Source organism: Leptospira weilii (assembly GCF_006874765.1).
GTDB lineage: Bacteria > Spirochaetota > Leptospiria > Leptospirales > Leptospiraceae > Leptospira > Leptospira weilii.
The window spans coordinates 1986978-2001152 of the sequence record NZ_CP040840.1 but is presented as its reverse complement, the minus strand read 5'-3'; the positions used below and the strand labels follow the sequence as shown (position 1 = coordinate 2001152).

Here is a 14175-nt window from a genome sequence, read left to right as displayed (position 1 = left end):
TTTCATTTTTGTTCCGGGAATCGGACTTCAAATCTGGTTCCCGGATTTAAAGTTTCCAATTTCAATTTTCCTTGAATTTGTTTGGTAAGAATACTGACAAGCTGTAAGCCGAGAGTGTCGTGATCCATATTCACAAATTCTTCGGGAATCCCCTTTCCATTGTCTTCAATCGTTACGATCACAGTTCCCGATTCGGAAAGCGCGACGATACGCAACATGCCCTGATATCTTTCCGAAAAAGCGTGTTTGATCGCGTTTGTGACGAGTTCGCATACGATGAGACCGAGCGAAATCGCGATATTCATACTTAAGATCAAACCGCGAGCTTCGACCGAATGTTTGATATTTGGATCCACACCGTATAAATTCCAAAGATTTTCCAAAAGCATATTCAGATAACTATGGAAGTCTACATGCGAGAGATTACTGGACTTATAAAGCTCGTTGTGGACCAAAGACATCGAAAATACCCTACTTTCCGTATCCTTTAACAAACTGTAAAGTTCCTTCGAGGTGAGATTTCTAGACATCGCATTGTCCGCTTGAAGATTCAAAAGAGAAACCATGATCTGCATATTGTTTTTGACCCTATGATGAATCTCCTGAATCAAAGTGTCCTTTTCCGCCAACGTAGCAAGAATCGATTCCCGATTACGAACCATTTCGGTAATGTCGGTGACAACCGCCAGATCCAAAATCTGGTTTCGATAACGGAACTTGTAAACTGTGGTGTCTACGATCAATTCTTCCCCTTCCCTTTTTTTATGAACGAAAGAAGACGCCCGATTGACTCCGAACTTAAAGGAAATGATTTCCTGTCTTACTCTTTCGAAATCGGAAGGCGCGAAAATCTCCATAATAGTTTTTCCAATCAAGTCCTTCTCTTTATATCCGTATTTTTCGAGAACAGCCTGATTCACTTCCAAAATCTCCAAAGAATCGTGTTCGAATAAAAAAGCCGGATGAGGATTGTATTGAAAAAACAAACGATATCTTTCATCGTTTTCTTGTTCGAAGACATTTTTCTTTTCGAGTTCCAAGGCGAGGCGATTTCTTTCATAAGCGAAAACGAGAGAACGACTCAAAGAGTAAGAATCGAACCTACCTTTATAAACATAATCTTGCGCTCCAATTTGAAGAGCGTTCACGGTAATCTCCTCATCTTCGGCCCCGCTACAAATAATCACCGGAATTTGAGGGAACTTCCTTTTGATTTCGGATAACGCATCCAAACCGGCCCGATCGGGAAGAGAAAGGTCCAACACCACTAAATCGGGATTTTCGCTAGAGATGATATTCAACCCTGCGGAAAAGTTGGCGCTACGGCTAATTCGAAAGGAAGGACTCTGAGATTCGCCTAAATACTCCTGAATCAATCTATAATCCGCATTCGAATCTTCGATTAAAAGGACTGAAAAAGTGTCTTTAAACATAAGAAGGAAACTCTCTATAATTGTTCTAACTTAAACTCTCGAAGAAAACGGACGATCACTCCAAAACCGGAAGTTCGATCGGTTTCTATCTCTATACTTCCTCCGTGAAGTTCCGCGATCCTTTTACAAAAAAACAATCCGGTTCCCGGCCCGGACAACTCCTCCGATAAATGATATTTTTTGAATAAATCTATGAAATAATTTTTTTCCAATCTATCAATGCCGATTCCGTTGTCTCTAACGCGAACGATGTGAAACTGAGCTTCTTCGGAATAAGAAATGAAAAGTTTGCAAGCGACGTCCGTATTTCTGAATTGGATCGAATTCGAAAAGAGATTCGAAAAAAGTTCCTTTAAAAGAAAGGAATTTCCTACAATCTTAGGAAAGTTCCCTTCGACGTTCACCCGAGCACCAATCTTCAGGAAGTCTCCTTCGAACGATGTAAGAGTTTCTTCTATAATTTCTTTCAGAGAAAGAGTTTTAAAAACGTTCTTTTCTTTTTCAATTCTCAAAAATGAAAGTAAACCGTTAATTCGACTCCAAAGGCGTTGTGCGGAATCTATGCTGATCTGCAAAAATTCCTTTCCTTTCTCGTTTAACCCGTTCGAATATTTATCGGATAACAACCTTAAAAACGTAGTCTGACTTCGAATCGGCTCCTGCAAATCGTGATAGACTTTAGAAACAATCGCCGCAATTTCTCTCTCCTTGGTTTTTAAATTGAAATCCGAGGACGAATCTAAAACCTCCAAAAAGAAAAATTCCTTGTTTCCCAGCTTTTGTCGGGTCAAAGCGCCTTTGAGATCGATTTCTTTTCGGAAAGAATTCAGAAATCGTTCTCTGAAAAAAATCGTTTCTTCTAATTTACAATTTTTAAATTTTTCTAAAAGAGAAGAATTTTGAAATGCGAGTATCTGCCCCAGCTTTTGGTTTTTGAGTTCTCCCGAATCGGAGAAAGAACAGAGTTTTACAAAAGAAGAATTGCATATTATAATACGCAAATCCCCATTCAAAACACCAATTGGTGCTTGTAAATGAGACAAAACCTGAAATTCGGATTCGGTCATCCCAATAATGCCTCAAATCCCCAATGCGCTACGACTAAATCCATGCATATTCGAAATTGAATCCTTAATTATAATAAAATTCATCGAAAAAAAATGTATATCTCAATCTTTCCTCCATTGGAGTTAAAAAGCGAATATCTCAATAAAATGTCAATCCTGGTTTTTAACTTTTTTCCCCTTTTTTACGAATTTCAGAATATTCTTTTTTTTGAATTTATGATTTTCCCGAATCCATACAAAAAATACCTCAAATTGCAGGATTTTACCGACTGTCGCGGTCTCAAAATGAACGACTATGGCTTATATCCACAATATTTGGATCTGAAGATAAATTTGTCGGAATTACGACAAATCCTCTATGAAACTTAGTTCTCCCACCCTTATTTTTGGGTGGAGGCGGAAAGGTTCGGGAAATTTTTCTCTATCAAAAAATCATACTTCTTGCAAGTAAAAAGTATCATTCTTGTCGGAACACTTGAAAAATGAGCGTTTTTTGATCTTTCTGATTCTAAAAACCTTCTTAACTTGTGGGGTTGGTTATGATGGCTTATAAGCCGATCCTAATAGAAAACTTGAATTTCAGAATAAGCTATAAAAAGAGAATGGTGCTTTAAGAGTTTTGATCGAATTCAAATTTTAATACGAAACACCAACAAGAATCTTCCAATCAAACATTTTGGAATGTTTTTACCGGTAAAAATCTACGGAAAATTATTTTTTGAAGAGCCATTGAGACGCTTTGTTTCAATGGCTTTTGATCATTTTCTATCAAACCAATTTATTCGGAAACAGTGATCGTTTCGATGATAACCGTTTTTGTCGGTTTATCATGAAAACCAGTTTCCATCTCTGAAATCGCCTCTACGATATTCATCCCTTGCGTAACTTTTCCAAAAACAGCATGACGGTTATCCAAATAGAAGTTATCCCTTACATTAATAAAAAATTGAGATCCGCCCGTATTCGGCCCCGCATTTGCCATGGAAAGTGTGTATTTTTCATTCTTCAGATCTTTATGAAACTCGTCTGGAATCTTATAGCCAGGCCCGCCCGTCCCGTTTCCAATCGGACAACCTCCTTGAATCATAAAATTTTTGATGACTCTATGAAATGTAAGACCATTGTAAAATCCGTCTTTTGCCAGTTTGATAAAATTGCCGGCCGTAACCGGGGCTTTTTCCTGATCTATATAAACTGAAAAGTCTCCAAAATTCGTCTTGAATACCGCAGTTGACATGCCGCTTCCCTCTAATTTTAAGAATTTATTTCCATTTTCCGGTATCATAAAATGACAGAAAACGATTTCTTGTAAAAAATAAACAAAAATGCACAAGTGAGCGATACTATAATATAAAAGGAAAATCCAGGAGCAAAATAGAATGTTCCTCATAACGGAATTATTTTTCCTGGATAAGAGAGCTATCATTCATGTTAGAAACCCACCATCGTTATCTTCCATTCGGAACTTCAGGAGTTCTTCTATTTATTTCAGCTTCTCAGTCAAACTCTCGAATTGATACCTCTATTCTCTCTAAAGAAATTACGAAAAAAGAAATCGGAACGGTCTGCTTTATCTCAAACGACCCTTCGGTTGACGCGGATACGCTCGAATCGATTCCCACTTCTGTGACAGTTCTTTCAATTCTTATCCCTCCTGGACCAGAAACAAACGATTCAGTATATAGTACATTTTTACAGATTCAAAAGTTCTTAAAAAGAGGGAATCTTCTCTTTTTAATCGCACCCGATTGCGAAACCAGGTTTCCACTGCTCCTTTCCAAACTTTTACTCGCCGCTTCCCCTTCGATGAGTAACTCCGAACTCCAGAGTCAAATTTTCCATTTCGGTTACTCTGCCCCGGATCAGGCGACATTTCGAAGATATCTTGCCAAACAAAAAGAACAACATTCCTTTCCCGAAATTCCTCCGGGAGAATTTTCCGTATCGGTTCATCTAGTTCAAAAAGGCAAACATACTTCCGCTTCTAAGATTCAAAACGAAAGCTCTCTAACAAAAAATCCCATAAAAACCAAAGAAGAAAAGAAAAATCCAAAACCGTCCTCCTTTGAATCTGCTTCGATCCATGCAATTGAAATCGATGATTTAGACGGCACTCAAAAGCTGAAAGAAATTCCGGTTTCAATTTCAGAAGAACATTCGCAAATCGTAAATGAGAAAAACGGAATTCCCGATTCCAGTCCGGCTTCTTTAGAACATTCGCAAATCGTAAATGAGAAAAACGGAATTCCCGATTCCAGTCCGGCTTCTTTAGAACATTCGCAAATCGTAAATGAGAAAAACGGAATCCCCGATTCCAGTCCGGCTTCCTTAGAACATTCGCAAATCGTAAATGAGAAAAACGGAATCCCCGATTCCAGTCCGGCTTCTTTAGAACATTCGCAAATCGTAAATGAGAAAAACGGAATTCCCGATTCCAGTTCGGCTTCTTTAGAACATTCGCAAATCGTAAATGAGAAAAACGGAACTCCCGATTCCAGTTCGGCTTCTTTAGAACATTCGCAAATCGTAAATGAGAAAAACGGAATCCCCGATTCCAGTCCGGCTTCTTTAGAACATTCGCAAATCGTAAATGAGAAAAACGGAATTCCCGATTCCAGTCCGGCTTCTTTAGAACATTCGCAAATCGTAAATGAGAAAAACAGAATCCCCGATTCCAGTCCGGCTTCTTTAGAACATTCGCAAATCGTAAATGAAGAAAACGGAACTCCCGATTCCAGTCCGGCTTCTAAATCGGCCTCATTAAGCAAATCCGGACAAGCCGCTTCAAAATCGGAAAAAGATATCCCTCTTTCTTCCGTGGTTGTAAAGTCCAAGTTTCCACTTCAAATCAAATTGATGGCGGTAATTTCCGTTTTGATGACATTCACCGTCTCCACCATCATTTTCTTCGCTTCTTCCGCATTCCGAGAAGATTCGGAAGTTCGAGTCCTTCAGAACAATTTAAATTTGGTAAATATTTTAGGATTAAAAATCAAAACCGATATCAAAGAAATTCTTTCCAACGGAAAACAAATCGTCGGAGCTTTGGTTCAGGGAAATGAGGGAATTTCATTCGCGGACATCTTCTTTCAGAACGATCCGGACTTTATTTATGCGGGCCTCTATCAAATTGAAAAAGACTCGCCTGTCGCGGTCAACCAATTCTACAACGAACCTTATTTAAACGAACTCAGTGTTTCTTCAAAAACGATTTCTAATCTTGTGCAAAACAGATCCGGATTCATCCAAAAATCCATTCTTACCGGCGGAAGAATGGAGAATCTAAGCGCCGAGTTTAAGGAACCGATCTTCGCAATCGCGATTCCTTCCTCCGGCTCCAATTCGAAAGTCTTGGTTCTGATCCTTCGTCTGGAAAAGTTTCTTAACGCATTCCAAAAACAAGATATATCCGATGTATTCATGGTGAACGGAGAAGGAGATCTAATCGCTCATTCGGATGCGAAACTTCTTCAATCAAATACGAATTTTATGAATCTTCCGATCGTGGAATCTATGGTCAAAAGCTCGGAAAATACGAAACAAATCGAATACAAAGACAAAGACGGTAAGGTTTGGTTTGGTTCGTATCAAAAACTGGGCTTCGGCGGAGCCGCCGTCATTTCGATCGTTCCGGAAGATAAGGCATTCGAAGCGGTTTATAAGATTCAAAAAACGAACCTTCTTATTATGGGAATCGCGCTTTGTTTGGCCCTACTCATCGTCTTTTTCTTCGCTAAGACGATCACCAAACCGTTGTTACACTTATTGCAAGCCACGACAGAAATCGCACGAGGAAATTTTAAAATCAGAATTAGTTCCACCACAAAAGACGAAGTCGGCCTTCTTACAAACTACTTCGTGGACATGGGTAAAGGTCTCGAAGAAAGAGAAAAAGTAAAAGACGCTCTTGGAAGGTTCGTAAACAAGGAAATCGCGGAGATGGTCTTAAAGCACGAACTTACCCTCGGAGGGGAAAGAAAAATGTGCGCGATTTTCTTCTCCGATATTCGTAGTTTTACTTCGATATCCGAAAAACTTCAACCGGAAGAAGTCGTTGAATTCCTAAACGAATACATGACTGAGATGGTACATTGTGTCAACGAAACGCACGGAATCGTGGACAAGTTTATCGGAGACGCGATCATGGCGACCTGGGGAGCCGCTAAGACATCCGATAAAGACGCCGAAAACGCGATTAACGGTTCCCTGATGATGAGAGAAGCGCTTCTGAAATTCAATCAAGGAAGAGGTGGAGATAAAAAACCAATCATTCAAATCGGTTGCGGTTTGAATTATGGTCCCGTGATCGCGGGTCAAATTGGTTCCGAACAAAGGCTCGAATACACTGTAATCGGAGACGCGGTAAACCTCGCATCGAGAGTGGAAGCCTTAAATAAGCCTTTCGGAACCGACATCCTCATCACACAAAATCTTTTGGATCACGTTCCCGATATCTTCAACGTGGAAAAGATGCAATCGATCAAAGTAAAAGGTAAGGAAGAACCGCAGATAATCTATGCGGTTTTGGGAAGAAAAGACGATCCGAACTGTCCTAAATCTGTCGAAGAACTGAGAAAAAAGATCGGAATCGTTTGGGAACCACCTAAGAAAGATAAAACGAAAGACCCCGAAGCCGGAGAAGTTAAGTATGAGATACTTGACTGAAGGAAAATACGTAGTCACATTTCTTACGGGACTCTTCCTCACTTTTAATATATTACTGTACCTTCATTTAACTTCGGGGCATAAAAAGGGAAGTAATCCTGAGATCGGAAAGATAATCTTTAAAAATAGAAAAGCCCAGAGAAAATTCGACTCCGAAGTCGTCTGGGAAGAAATCGAAACCGAAATGAAAGTCAGAAATAAGGATACGGTTCGTACTGACGACAAAGCCGAAGCCGTTTTGGTTCTAAACGACGGAACCGAAATCAAACTCGACGAGAATAGTATGATTTTTCTGGACTTTTCGGATAAAAACCTATCGATCGACTTCGCATACGGATCGGTTTCCGCCAACAAGGACAGCGGCACCGAGATGAAGATCAAAAGCGGAGAGACCACAGTGGAAGTAGACAAGGGAGACCTCAAACTTTCCAAAGCGGAGGATCAAGCTCTCAATCTTGAAGTTTCCAAGGGTAACGCAAAGGTAATATCCGGAAATCAGGAATCCAATTTAACAAACAACCAAGCGATCGAATTGAAAAACGGGAAATCTGAAATTCGTTCGCTATCGATCTCTCTGAATTCTCCCGGGGATAGAAAATTCTTTCAAACTTCGACGAGTTCCTTTCCGGTATCCTTTAATTGGAACAAAGCGGAAGCCGTAAAAGAATATACATTAGAAATTTCGAATCATCCAAGTTTCTCAAAGAACGTAATTCGATCCAAAGCGAATGGAATTTCCCTAAGTAAGTCTTTGGACAAAGGAACGTATTTTTGGAGAATCACCGCAATCAATCCGCAATCCAAGACGCCCGAATATAGCGAAACTCGCTCTCTTACCATATTAGGAGATTTGAAACCTTCTCTTTTTACTCCGACAAAATCAGAGGAATTCAAATTCACATCCAACCCTCCAAACGTAGTCTTTCAATGGACTTCCGTCGATTTTACGAATACTTATAAGTTCGAATTGGCGCAAGATAAGAACTTTAAGGAAATTCTCGTCAACCAGGAAATCCAAGGCGCTCTTTTTCGTTGGGACAAAGCGAAGGAAGGAAAATATTTCGCAAGGGTCACGCCAAAACCTTCTTTGACCGATTTAAAAGTATTTTCCTCGGAAGCAATTTCGTTTAACTTGAGAAAGCTGGAAAAACCGGAACCTCCCGCTTTGAAAAAACCTTTCGACCAGGAAGAAATCGCCCTTCGCAAATCCTCCAAAGAAGGAAATCTATTCGTATGGTCCGGTTCCGCAGACTTTGTGGAATATATCTTGGAAATCGCAAACGATTCGGAATTTAAGAATATCATATTTAACAAAAAGACGAATTCTTTATCCATGATTTCTTCTCCGATCACGAACGCCGGCACTTACTTCTGGAGAATCAAAGCTTCTACAAAGGAAGGCGAGTCGATTCTTTCGCCCAGCAGACAATTTAACGTTCAATCTTTGGAAAATTTAGGACTTCTATTTCCCGTAAACGAACAAGAACTGGGACATCCGGCCAACCATAGATTGACTTTCCGTTGGCAAAGACCGGACCCTTCCGGAGTTTATAGATTGGAAGTTTCTAAAAACTCCGGATTTTCGGGAGACGTGATTCGGGAAAATTTCCGTTCCTCTTCCGGAACCGTGAGTATTCCTTCCGTCGGAGAATACTTCTGGAAGGTTTCTCTTTTGGGTTCGAGCGGGGAAAATTTATTAACGAGTAAAACTCAAAGTTTTAAAACTTCGGACAACTCTCCTTTCTTAAGTCAGAGTTATCCTACAACCGAAGAAACGATCGATATTTCCAACCGGGAAAGTATCGAATTTCGCTGGGAAACGGAAGGAAACATGGAATCCGTAACCCTGGAAATCTTAGAAATAAAATCCGGCAAAAACAAATCGATTTTGAAAAAGGAAATTCGAGGGGATTCTTATTCTCTTAAGGATTTTGGAATATTAGAAGAAGGCAAATTTCAATGGAGAATCTCGGCCAGATACAGAGACAAAACGGGAACACAAAAATTTACGATCCCGATTTCCAGAAACTTCGAAATCAAGCTGAGTAAAACAATCCGACCTCCGGAAATTCTTTCGCCAAAGGAAATTTATGTGGAATAGAATTCTTTTATCTTGTGTTCTTTTTTCGATTTCCTTTTCCGTTTCGGGCGAAGAGGAAGGTAGATATCTGGAATGGAAACCTGTTCCCGAAGCCGGTAGTTACATAGTAGAAATCAAAGATGCCAGCGGAAGAATCACCCGCGAAAAAACAAAAGCCACTCGTTTCGAAGTGAACCTTCCGCCCGGGGTGTACGAACATAGGATCGGGGTACTCAATAAATTCGGAAGATTTCCAGTGTTCTCCGAGTGGGCTTCCTTCGAAGTAATCGTTTCTCGGGCCCCGTTCATAAATCCCGATTCCGGCGTAAGAATCTTAAAGGAAAAATTGGGATCTTCCTTAATCGTCAAAGGCGAAAATTTTACGGAAGCGATGAACGCTACGCTGCTTCTCCCTTCAGGCGAAACAATCAAAACCGAATTCGAATTCGTCAATTCAAAAGAAATTAGAATCAAGACCGAAAATCTGAATCTTAAAGAAGGAAGCTATACCCTCTCTCTGGAAAACCCTAGAAACAAAAAGTCCGCCCAAGAAGGATTTTTAGTCCTCGCCGATTCGGAAAAGGAACTTGCGGAGCTTGTTAAACGAAATAAACAGGACAATCGGATTTTATATCCCCAAATTCAATGGGGACCCACTTTTCAATCCGCAATTTTGCCAGGTTGGGGACAATCCAATCAGGATAAAAAATATAAACGTTGGCTTTTTCCGATTTTAATCATAGGCGCAATCGTTTATTCCACGGAAAGACTTTCGGCATACAACTCCAGTTTGGCCGCTCTAGAGCAAAGCAAAACGTTGAATCAAAGCTTTTTTCTCATGAGCGACCCCGCATTTCTTCCTCTTGCAACCTACTCTTATCTGCAGGTTCAATCCGATTACTCTAACGCGGTCTCTCACTACGAACAATTCAATACTTCATTGGAAATTATCGCCATTCTGTATTTGTTAAACATACTGGATGCGGCATTGATCGGTTCTAGCGCTTCCAAAGCAGCTTACGAATCAGATCGAAAGATAGTTCCCTTCTTTAAAACCAGAAAAATAGAATCGATTCAAGGAGACCGTTCCTCGAATATTTTTTCTCCGAACTCATTCGAAATAGGAATGAAAATTTTTCTATAACTTTTGCGACAATCCTAACATTCCAATCCGCGAAAAAAATAAATTCCTCAATCCTCGCCATTTAAAGTAAATTCTGAAGTTCTTCCCAACGTTCCAGCTTCGAAGGCAGAACGGTATGAATCTCCGTAAGTCGATTACCGACGGTCGCCAATTCGTTCGGCTTTCCGGTTCCCGATTGAAGAATTTCGGTGAGTTTACGCTCTTCCTCTTCCAGAGAAAAAATCTCCGTTTCCAAAACGTCCAATTCTTTCTTCTGATGGAAGCTTAATCCCTTTTTAGTTTTTGAAGAATCGATTCCTTTCGGTTTTATCTCGATTTCTTTTTTTTCCCTTTGCTTATTTAGATAATTCTTATATTCCAAATATTCGGAATAATTTCCAGGAAATTTTTCAACGATTCCTTCGCCCTGAAAAATAAAAAGATAATCCACCGTCCGATCCATAAAGTAACGATCATGCGAAACGACGAGAACACATCCCCCGAACTCGGTCAGAAATTCCTCCAAAACAGAAAGGGTTCGAATGTCCAAATCGTTCGTAGGCTCGTCCAAGATCAAAAAATTCGGATCGGTCATCAGAATGGAAACGAGATAAAGCCTCCTTTTTTCCCCACCCGATAAATTCTTAATATAACTCGCTTGCAATCTTGTATCAAAAAGAAATAGTTCGAGCATGTCGGCCGCACTTAAAACACGATCATCGCTCATTCTGATCGAAGCGCCGCATTCCTTCTTGATATATTCGATCACTCTCATATCGCCTGAAAGCTCTTTGGAAACTTGATCGAAATAACCGAAATTCGTATTCATTCCGACGCTTACGTCTCCCGAATCCGGTTTTGTCCTACCCACAATCATATCGAGGAGGGTGGATTTTCCCGATCCGTTCGAACCTACGATCCCGATCCGTTCCCCGTTTTTAAACGTATAAGAAAAATTATATACAATGGGTTTATGATATGATTTGTGCAGATTTTTCAATTCGAGAATTTTTTTCCCGAGCCGTTTGCCCGAAACGGAAAAATCCAAAACGATTTCTTTTCCCGCCTTTTTACGATTCAAAACCTCAAGCGCACGATCGGTCCTTCCCTTTTGTTTGGTTCCTCTCGCCTTCGGTTGTCTTCGAAGCCATTCTAATTCTTTTTTGAGAAATTGTTTTTCTTTCTGCTCCGCTTTTTCGCGGATAACTTCGGCTTCGTTTTTTTTCTCCAGGTAAAATCCGAAATTTCCCGGAAAGGAAAGTAAATTTCCGTTTTCCAATTCTAGAATTCGTTCCGTGATCTCTTCTAAAAAATAACGATCGTGAGTGACAAGAAGAACGGCTTTTTTAGTTTCGATCAGATAGTCTTGAAGCCAGAGAATCGCATCCACGTCCAAATGATTGGTCGGCTCGTCGAGAACAAGAAGATTGGACTCTTCGATTAAGATTTGAACCAAAGCAACTTTTTTGAGCATTCCGCCAGACAAAGAACCCATTCGAATCGAAAGATCCCGTATATTCAATTCTTTCAAAAGGGACCGATACCAAGATTCCAGCTCCCAAGCTCCAAGCCGATCCATCTCCAACATCAAACGATTGTATTCCTCCTCCGCTTCTACGTCTCCCGAATCCAAACGTCCGCAAACCGCCTCATAAGACCGAATCGTTTCCAAGATCGGGCTCGAACTAGAAAAGATATGTTCCAAGACGGTATGATTCGGATCAAAAGAGGGAGATTGAGATAAAACCGCGATCCGAAGAATTTTATTCTTCATAATCTGTCCGCTGTCTGGAACGTCCAAACCGGCGAGCATTTTCAAAAGGGTCGTTTTTCCGGAACCGTTGATTCCCAGAATTCCGATTTTTTCCCCTTCGTTGATTCCAAAACTGATTTGATTGAATAAAACTTTAGAACCGATTTCTTTAGAGATCTTATCGACAGATATTAAATTCATAGGCCGGATACTTGCAGATTCCGAAGTAGAATTACTGAGGACAAGTGTTTTTAGGCTTTAAATCGGATTTGAAATTTCGTTCCTCTTTCCTCTCCCGCAGGAAGAAGTACAAACTTACCTCTGAGTTGTTTGGAAAGAATTTCCACGAGTCTGAGCCCCAAGGACTCAGATTTGTCAAGGTCGAATTTTTCAGGCATACCGATTCCGTTATCCCCAACTTCCAAAACGGATTCTCCCATGTCCAATCGAAGCTTCACCGAAATTTGACCTTCGCTTTCGTTCAAAAACGCATATTTCAGGGAATTAGTCACGAGTTCGTTGACGATAAGTCCCAACGGAATCGCTGTTTCGATCGAAACAAAATTCGGTTTGGAGGAAACATTGAATTCCACTTTCTTTTCTTTTCCAAAAGAATGAAGAAGACTGATCAAAAGGGTGTTGAGATAATCACAAAAATCGATTTTTGTAATATTCTCGGATTGATAGAGTTCCTTGTGAATCAAAGCCATAGACTGAATTCTACGCTCGCACTCCTTGAGAATCCGAGAAATTTTTTCGTTCTGAGAATATTCGGCCTGTAAACCCAAAAGACTTGCCACCACTTGAAGATTGTTCTTCACTCTATGATGAATCTCTTTCAACATTACCTCTTTTTCTTCCAGGGTTTTTTTCAGTTTTTCCTCATCGCTCTTTCTTTCGGTAATATCCCGAATGATCTGAGTTGCACCGATCAGATTATGAGAAGAATCTCGAATAGAACTGTAGCTGATTTCAAATATCGCGACATCCTGAACTAAACCGTGTATCGTTCTTTCCGTGGTATATACTTCTCCCCGAAGAGCGCGGCTCCAATTTTCGATCACCACACTTCGTTCGAGCGGATCCCAAATGAGTTCGGGAAGAAGATTTCCTTCCTCGATTTTTTTTCCGTAGAGTTTCCAAAAACTAAGTTCAAAGGAAGAATTAAAAGCGATTACACGAAAGTTGATGTCCACCGCGCAGATGGCGTCCTTCGTTCCTTCGATCACTCCGCAAAGCCTCTCCTGAGTCACCTTAAGTTTGGAACGAAGCCTCTCTAGTTCCAGTTCGGCCCGTTTTCTAGAGTTGATGTCTCTTATGATCGCCTGGAAGTACTGACGATCACTTTCAAAAAAAGTGGTCGCGACCACTTCCACAAATAAAGTGGAGCCGTCTTTTCGGACGAATTCCTGTTCAACGATCCCGACTCCCACTCCTTCTTGGATCATTTTCTGAATCCTTTGTTTGACGATATTTTGGGACCGGTAGTGAATAAATTGGAAAATCGGTCTTCCGATCACTTCTTCAACCGAATCGTAACCGAGCATTCGAATCAATGCGTCATTCGCTTTCAAAATTTTACCTTCAGAGTGAATCACGAGTCCGTCCTGGGAAAAATCAAAAAGAAGTTGATAGTGTTTTTCCGTGATCGAGATCGGCTCCATTTTATTTGCGACTATCCTCAAAATTTAAATTTTTTATTACAAAGATCTGATGAAAACTCAAACGCCGTGTTTCCTTGAAATCGGTTGTCTTATTCCCGAAACCGAATGCTCCACTCCACAAATCATTTTACAGATCCTTTGACAAATCGTATAAATTTGAGTAGCTACTATACTTAGGTCGATCGGCGCCAAGAAAGATGCCGAGTTTTTTTGGGGACAGATGTACCGGCACTTTTTAGGGATCAGGAACGAAAAGTCAATCAAACCCGATTATCCAGATCAAAAAAGAAAAGACCCAAGGCTCTTTTACATTCCTTAAAAAATACAGTCGATAAAAAAAGTTCTATCAAGATCAAAAAATTTTATCTTGCACTTCTCCCAAAAACGAAT

The 14175-nt window shown here is 40.3% G+C and carries 8 protein-coding genes; 3 read left to right on the top strand and 5 right to left on the bottom strand.

What is annotated here, in order from left to right; genetic code table 11:
• Positions 1–2 precede the first annotated feature (2 nt).
• The 3 genes from FHG67_RS09395 to FHG67_RS09380 form a co-directional block, all read right to left on the bottom strand.
• Entirely contained in the window at positions 3–1433 is a 1431-nt protein-coding gene (locus FHG67_RS09395) for a sensor histidine kinase (RefSeq protein ID WP_142499751.1), read from the bottom strand.
• 14 nt (positions 1434–1447) lie between these two features.
• The gene (locus tag FHG67_RS09390) at positions 1448–2500 is read right to left on the bottom strand and encodes a sensor histidine kinase (RefSeq protein WP_004496000.1); all 1053 of its coding nucleotides are present in this window, start codon (positions 2498–2500) and stop codon (positions 1448–1450) included.
• Positions 2501–3278: 778 nt separating this feature from the next.
• Entirely contained in the window at positions 3279–3737 is a 459-nt protein-coding gene (locus tag FHG67_RS09380) for a peptidylprolyl isomerase (RefSeq protein WP_036086478.1), read from the bottom strand.
• 191 nt (positions 3738–3928) lie between these two features.
• Between FHG67_RS09380 and FHG67_RS09375 the strand changes: the two genes are divergently transcribed.
• The 3 genes from FHG67_RS09375 to FHG67_RS09365 are packed head-to-tail and all read left to right on the top strand — an operon-like array spanning position 3929 to position 10389.
• Positions 3929–7165 carry an adenylate/guanylate cyclase domain-containing protein gene (locus FHG67_RS09375; protein WP_142499750.1) on the top strand — a complete coding sequence of 1079 codons (3237 nt, stop codon included), beginning with the start codon at positions 3929–3931 and terminating at the stop codon, positions 7163–7165.
• Complete coding sequence (locus FHG67_RS09370) at positions 7149–9266, top strand: FecR family protein (protein WP_142499749.1); 2118 nt, start codon at positions 7149–7151, stop codon at positions 9264–9266. The genes FHG67_RS09375 and FHG67_RS09370 overlap by 17 nt, the downstream gene beginning before the upstream one ends.
• Positions 9256–10389, top strand: a complete 1134-nt coding sequence (locus tag FHG67_RS09365) for an LIC11435 family protein (RefSeq protein ID WP_002626380.1) — start codon at positions 9256–9258, stop codon at positions 10387–10389. The genes FHG67_RS09370 and FHG67_RS09365 overlap by 11 nt, the downstream gene beginning before the upstream one ends.
• Positions 10390–10450: 61 nt before the next feature.
• Here the strand turns inward: FHG67_RS09365 and FHG67_RS09360 are convergent, their stop codons facing one another.
• Both FHG67_RS09360 and FHG67_RS09355 read right to left on the bottom strand, forming a co-directional pair.
• Positions 10451–12322, bottom strand: a complete 1872-nt coding sequence (locus FHG67_RS09360; RefSeq protein ID WP_004499602.1) for an ABC-F family ATP-binding cassette domain-containing protein — start codon at positions 12320–12322, stop codon at positions 10451–10453.
• A 50-nt stretch (positions 12323–12372) separates the two neighbouring features.
• Entirely contained in the window at positions 12373–13785 is a 1413-nt protein-coding gene (locus FHG67_RS09355) for a sensor histidine kinase (RefSeq protein WP_004499557.1), read from the bottom strand.
• Positions 13786–14175: the final 390 nt, after the last annotated feature.

What these genes read in the sequence shown, in the direction of transcription:
- FHG67_RS09380 (WP_036086478.1), bottom strand. Translation starts at nt 3,737, where the DNA reads ATGTCAACTGCGGTATTCAAGACGAATTTTGGAGACTTTTCAGTTTAT.
- FHG67_RS09355 (WP_004499557.1), bottom strand. Translation starts at nt 13,785, where the DNA reads ATGGAGCCGATCTCGATCACGGAAAAACACTATCAACTTCTTTTTGAT.
- FHG67_RS09375 (WP_142499750.1), top strand. Translation starts at nt 3,929, where the DNA reads ATGTTAGAAACCCACCATCGTTATCTTCCATTCGGAACTTCAGGAGTT.
- FHG67_RS09360 (WP_004499602.1), bottom strand. Translation starts at nt 12,322, where the DNA reads ATGAATTTAATATCTGTCGATAAGATCTCTAAAGAAATCGGTTCTAAA.
- FHG67_RS09365 (WP_002626380.1), top strand. Translation starts at nt 9,256, where the DNA reads ATGTGGAATAGAATTCTTTTATCTTGTGTTCTTTTTTCGATTTCCTTT.
- FHG67_RS09395 (WP_142499751.1), bottom strand. Translation starts at nt 1,433, where the DNA reads ATGTTTAAAGACACTTTTTCAGTCCTTTTAATCGAAGATTCGAATGCG.
- FHG67_RS09390 (WP_004496000.1), bottom strand. Translation starts at nt 2,500, where the DNA reads ATGACCGAATCCGAATTTCAGGTTTTGTCTCATTTACAAGCACCAATT.
- FHG67_RS09370 (WP_142499749.1), top strand. Translation starts at nt 7,149, where the DNA reads ATGAGATACTTGACTGAAGGAAAATACGTAGTCACATTTCTTACGGGA.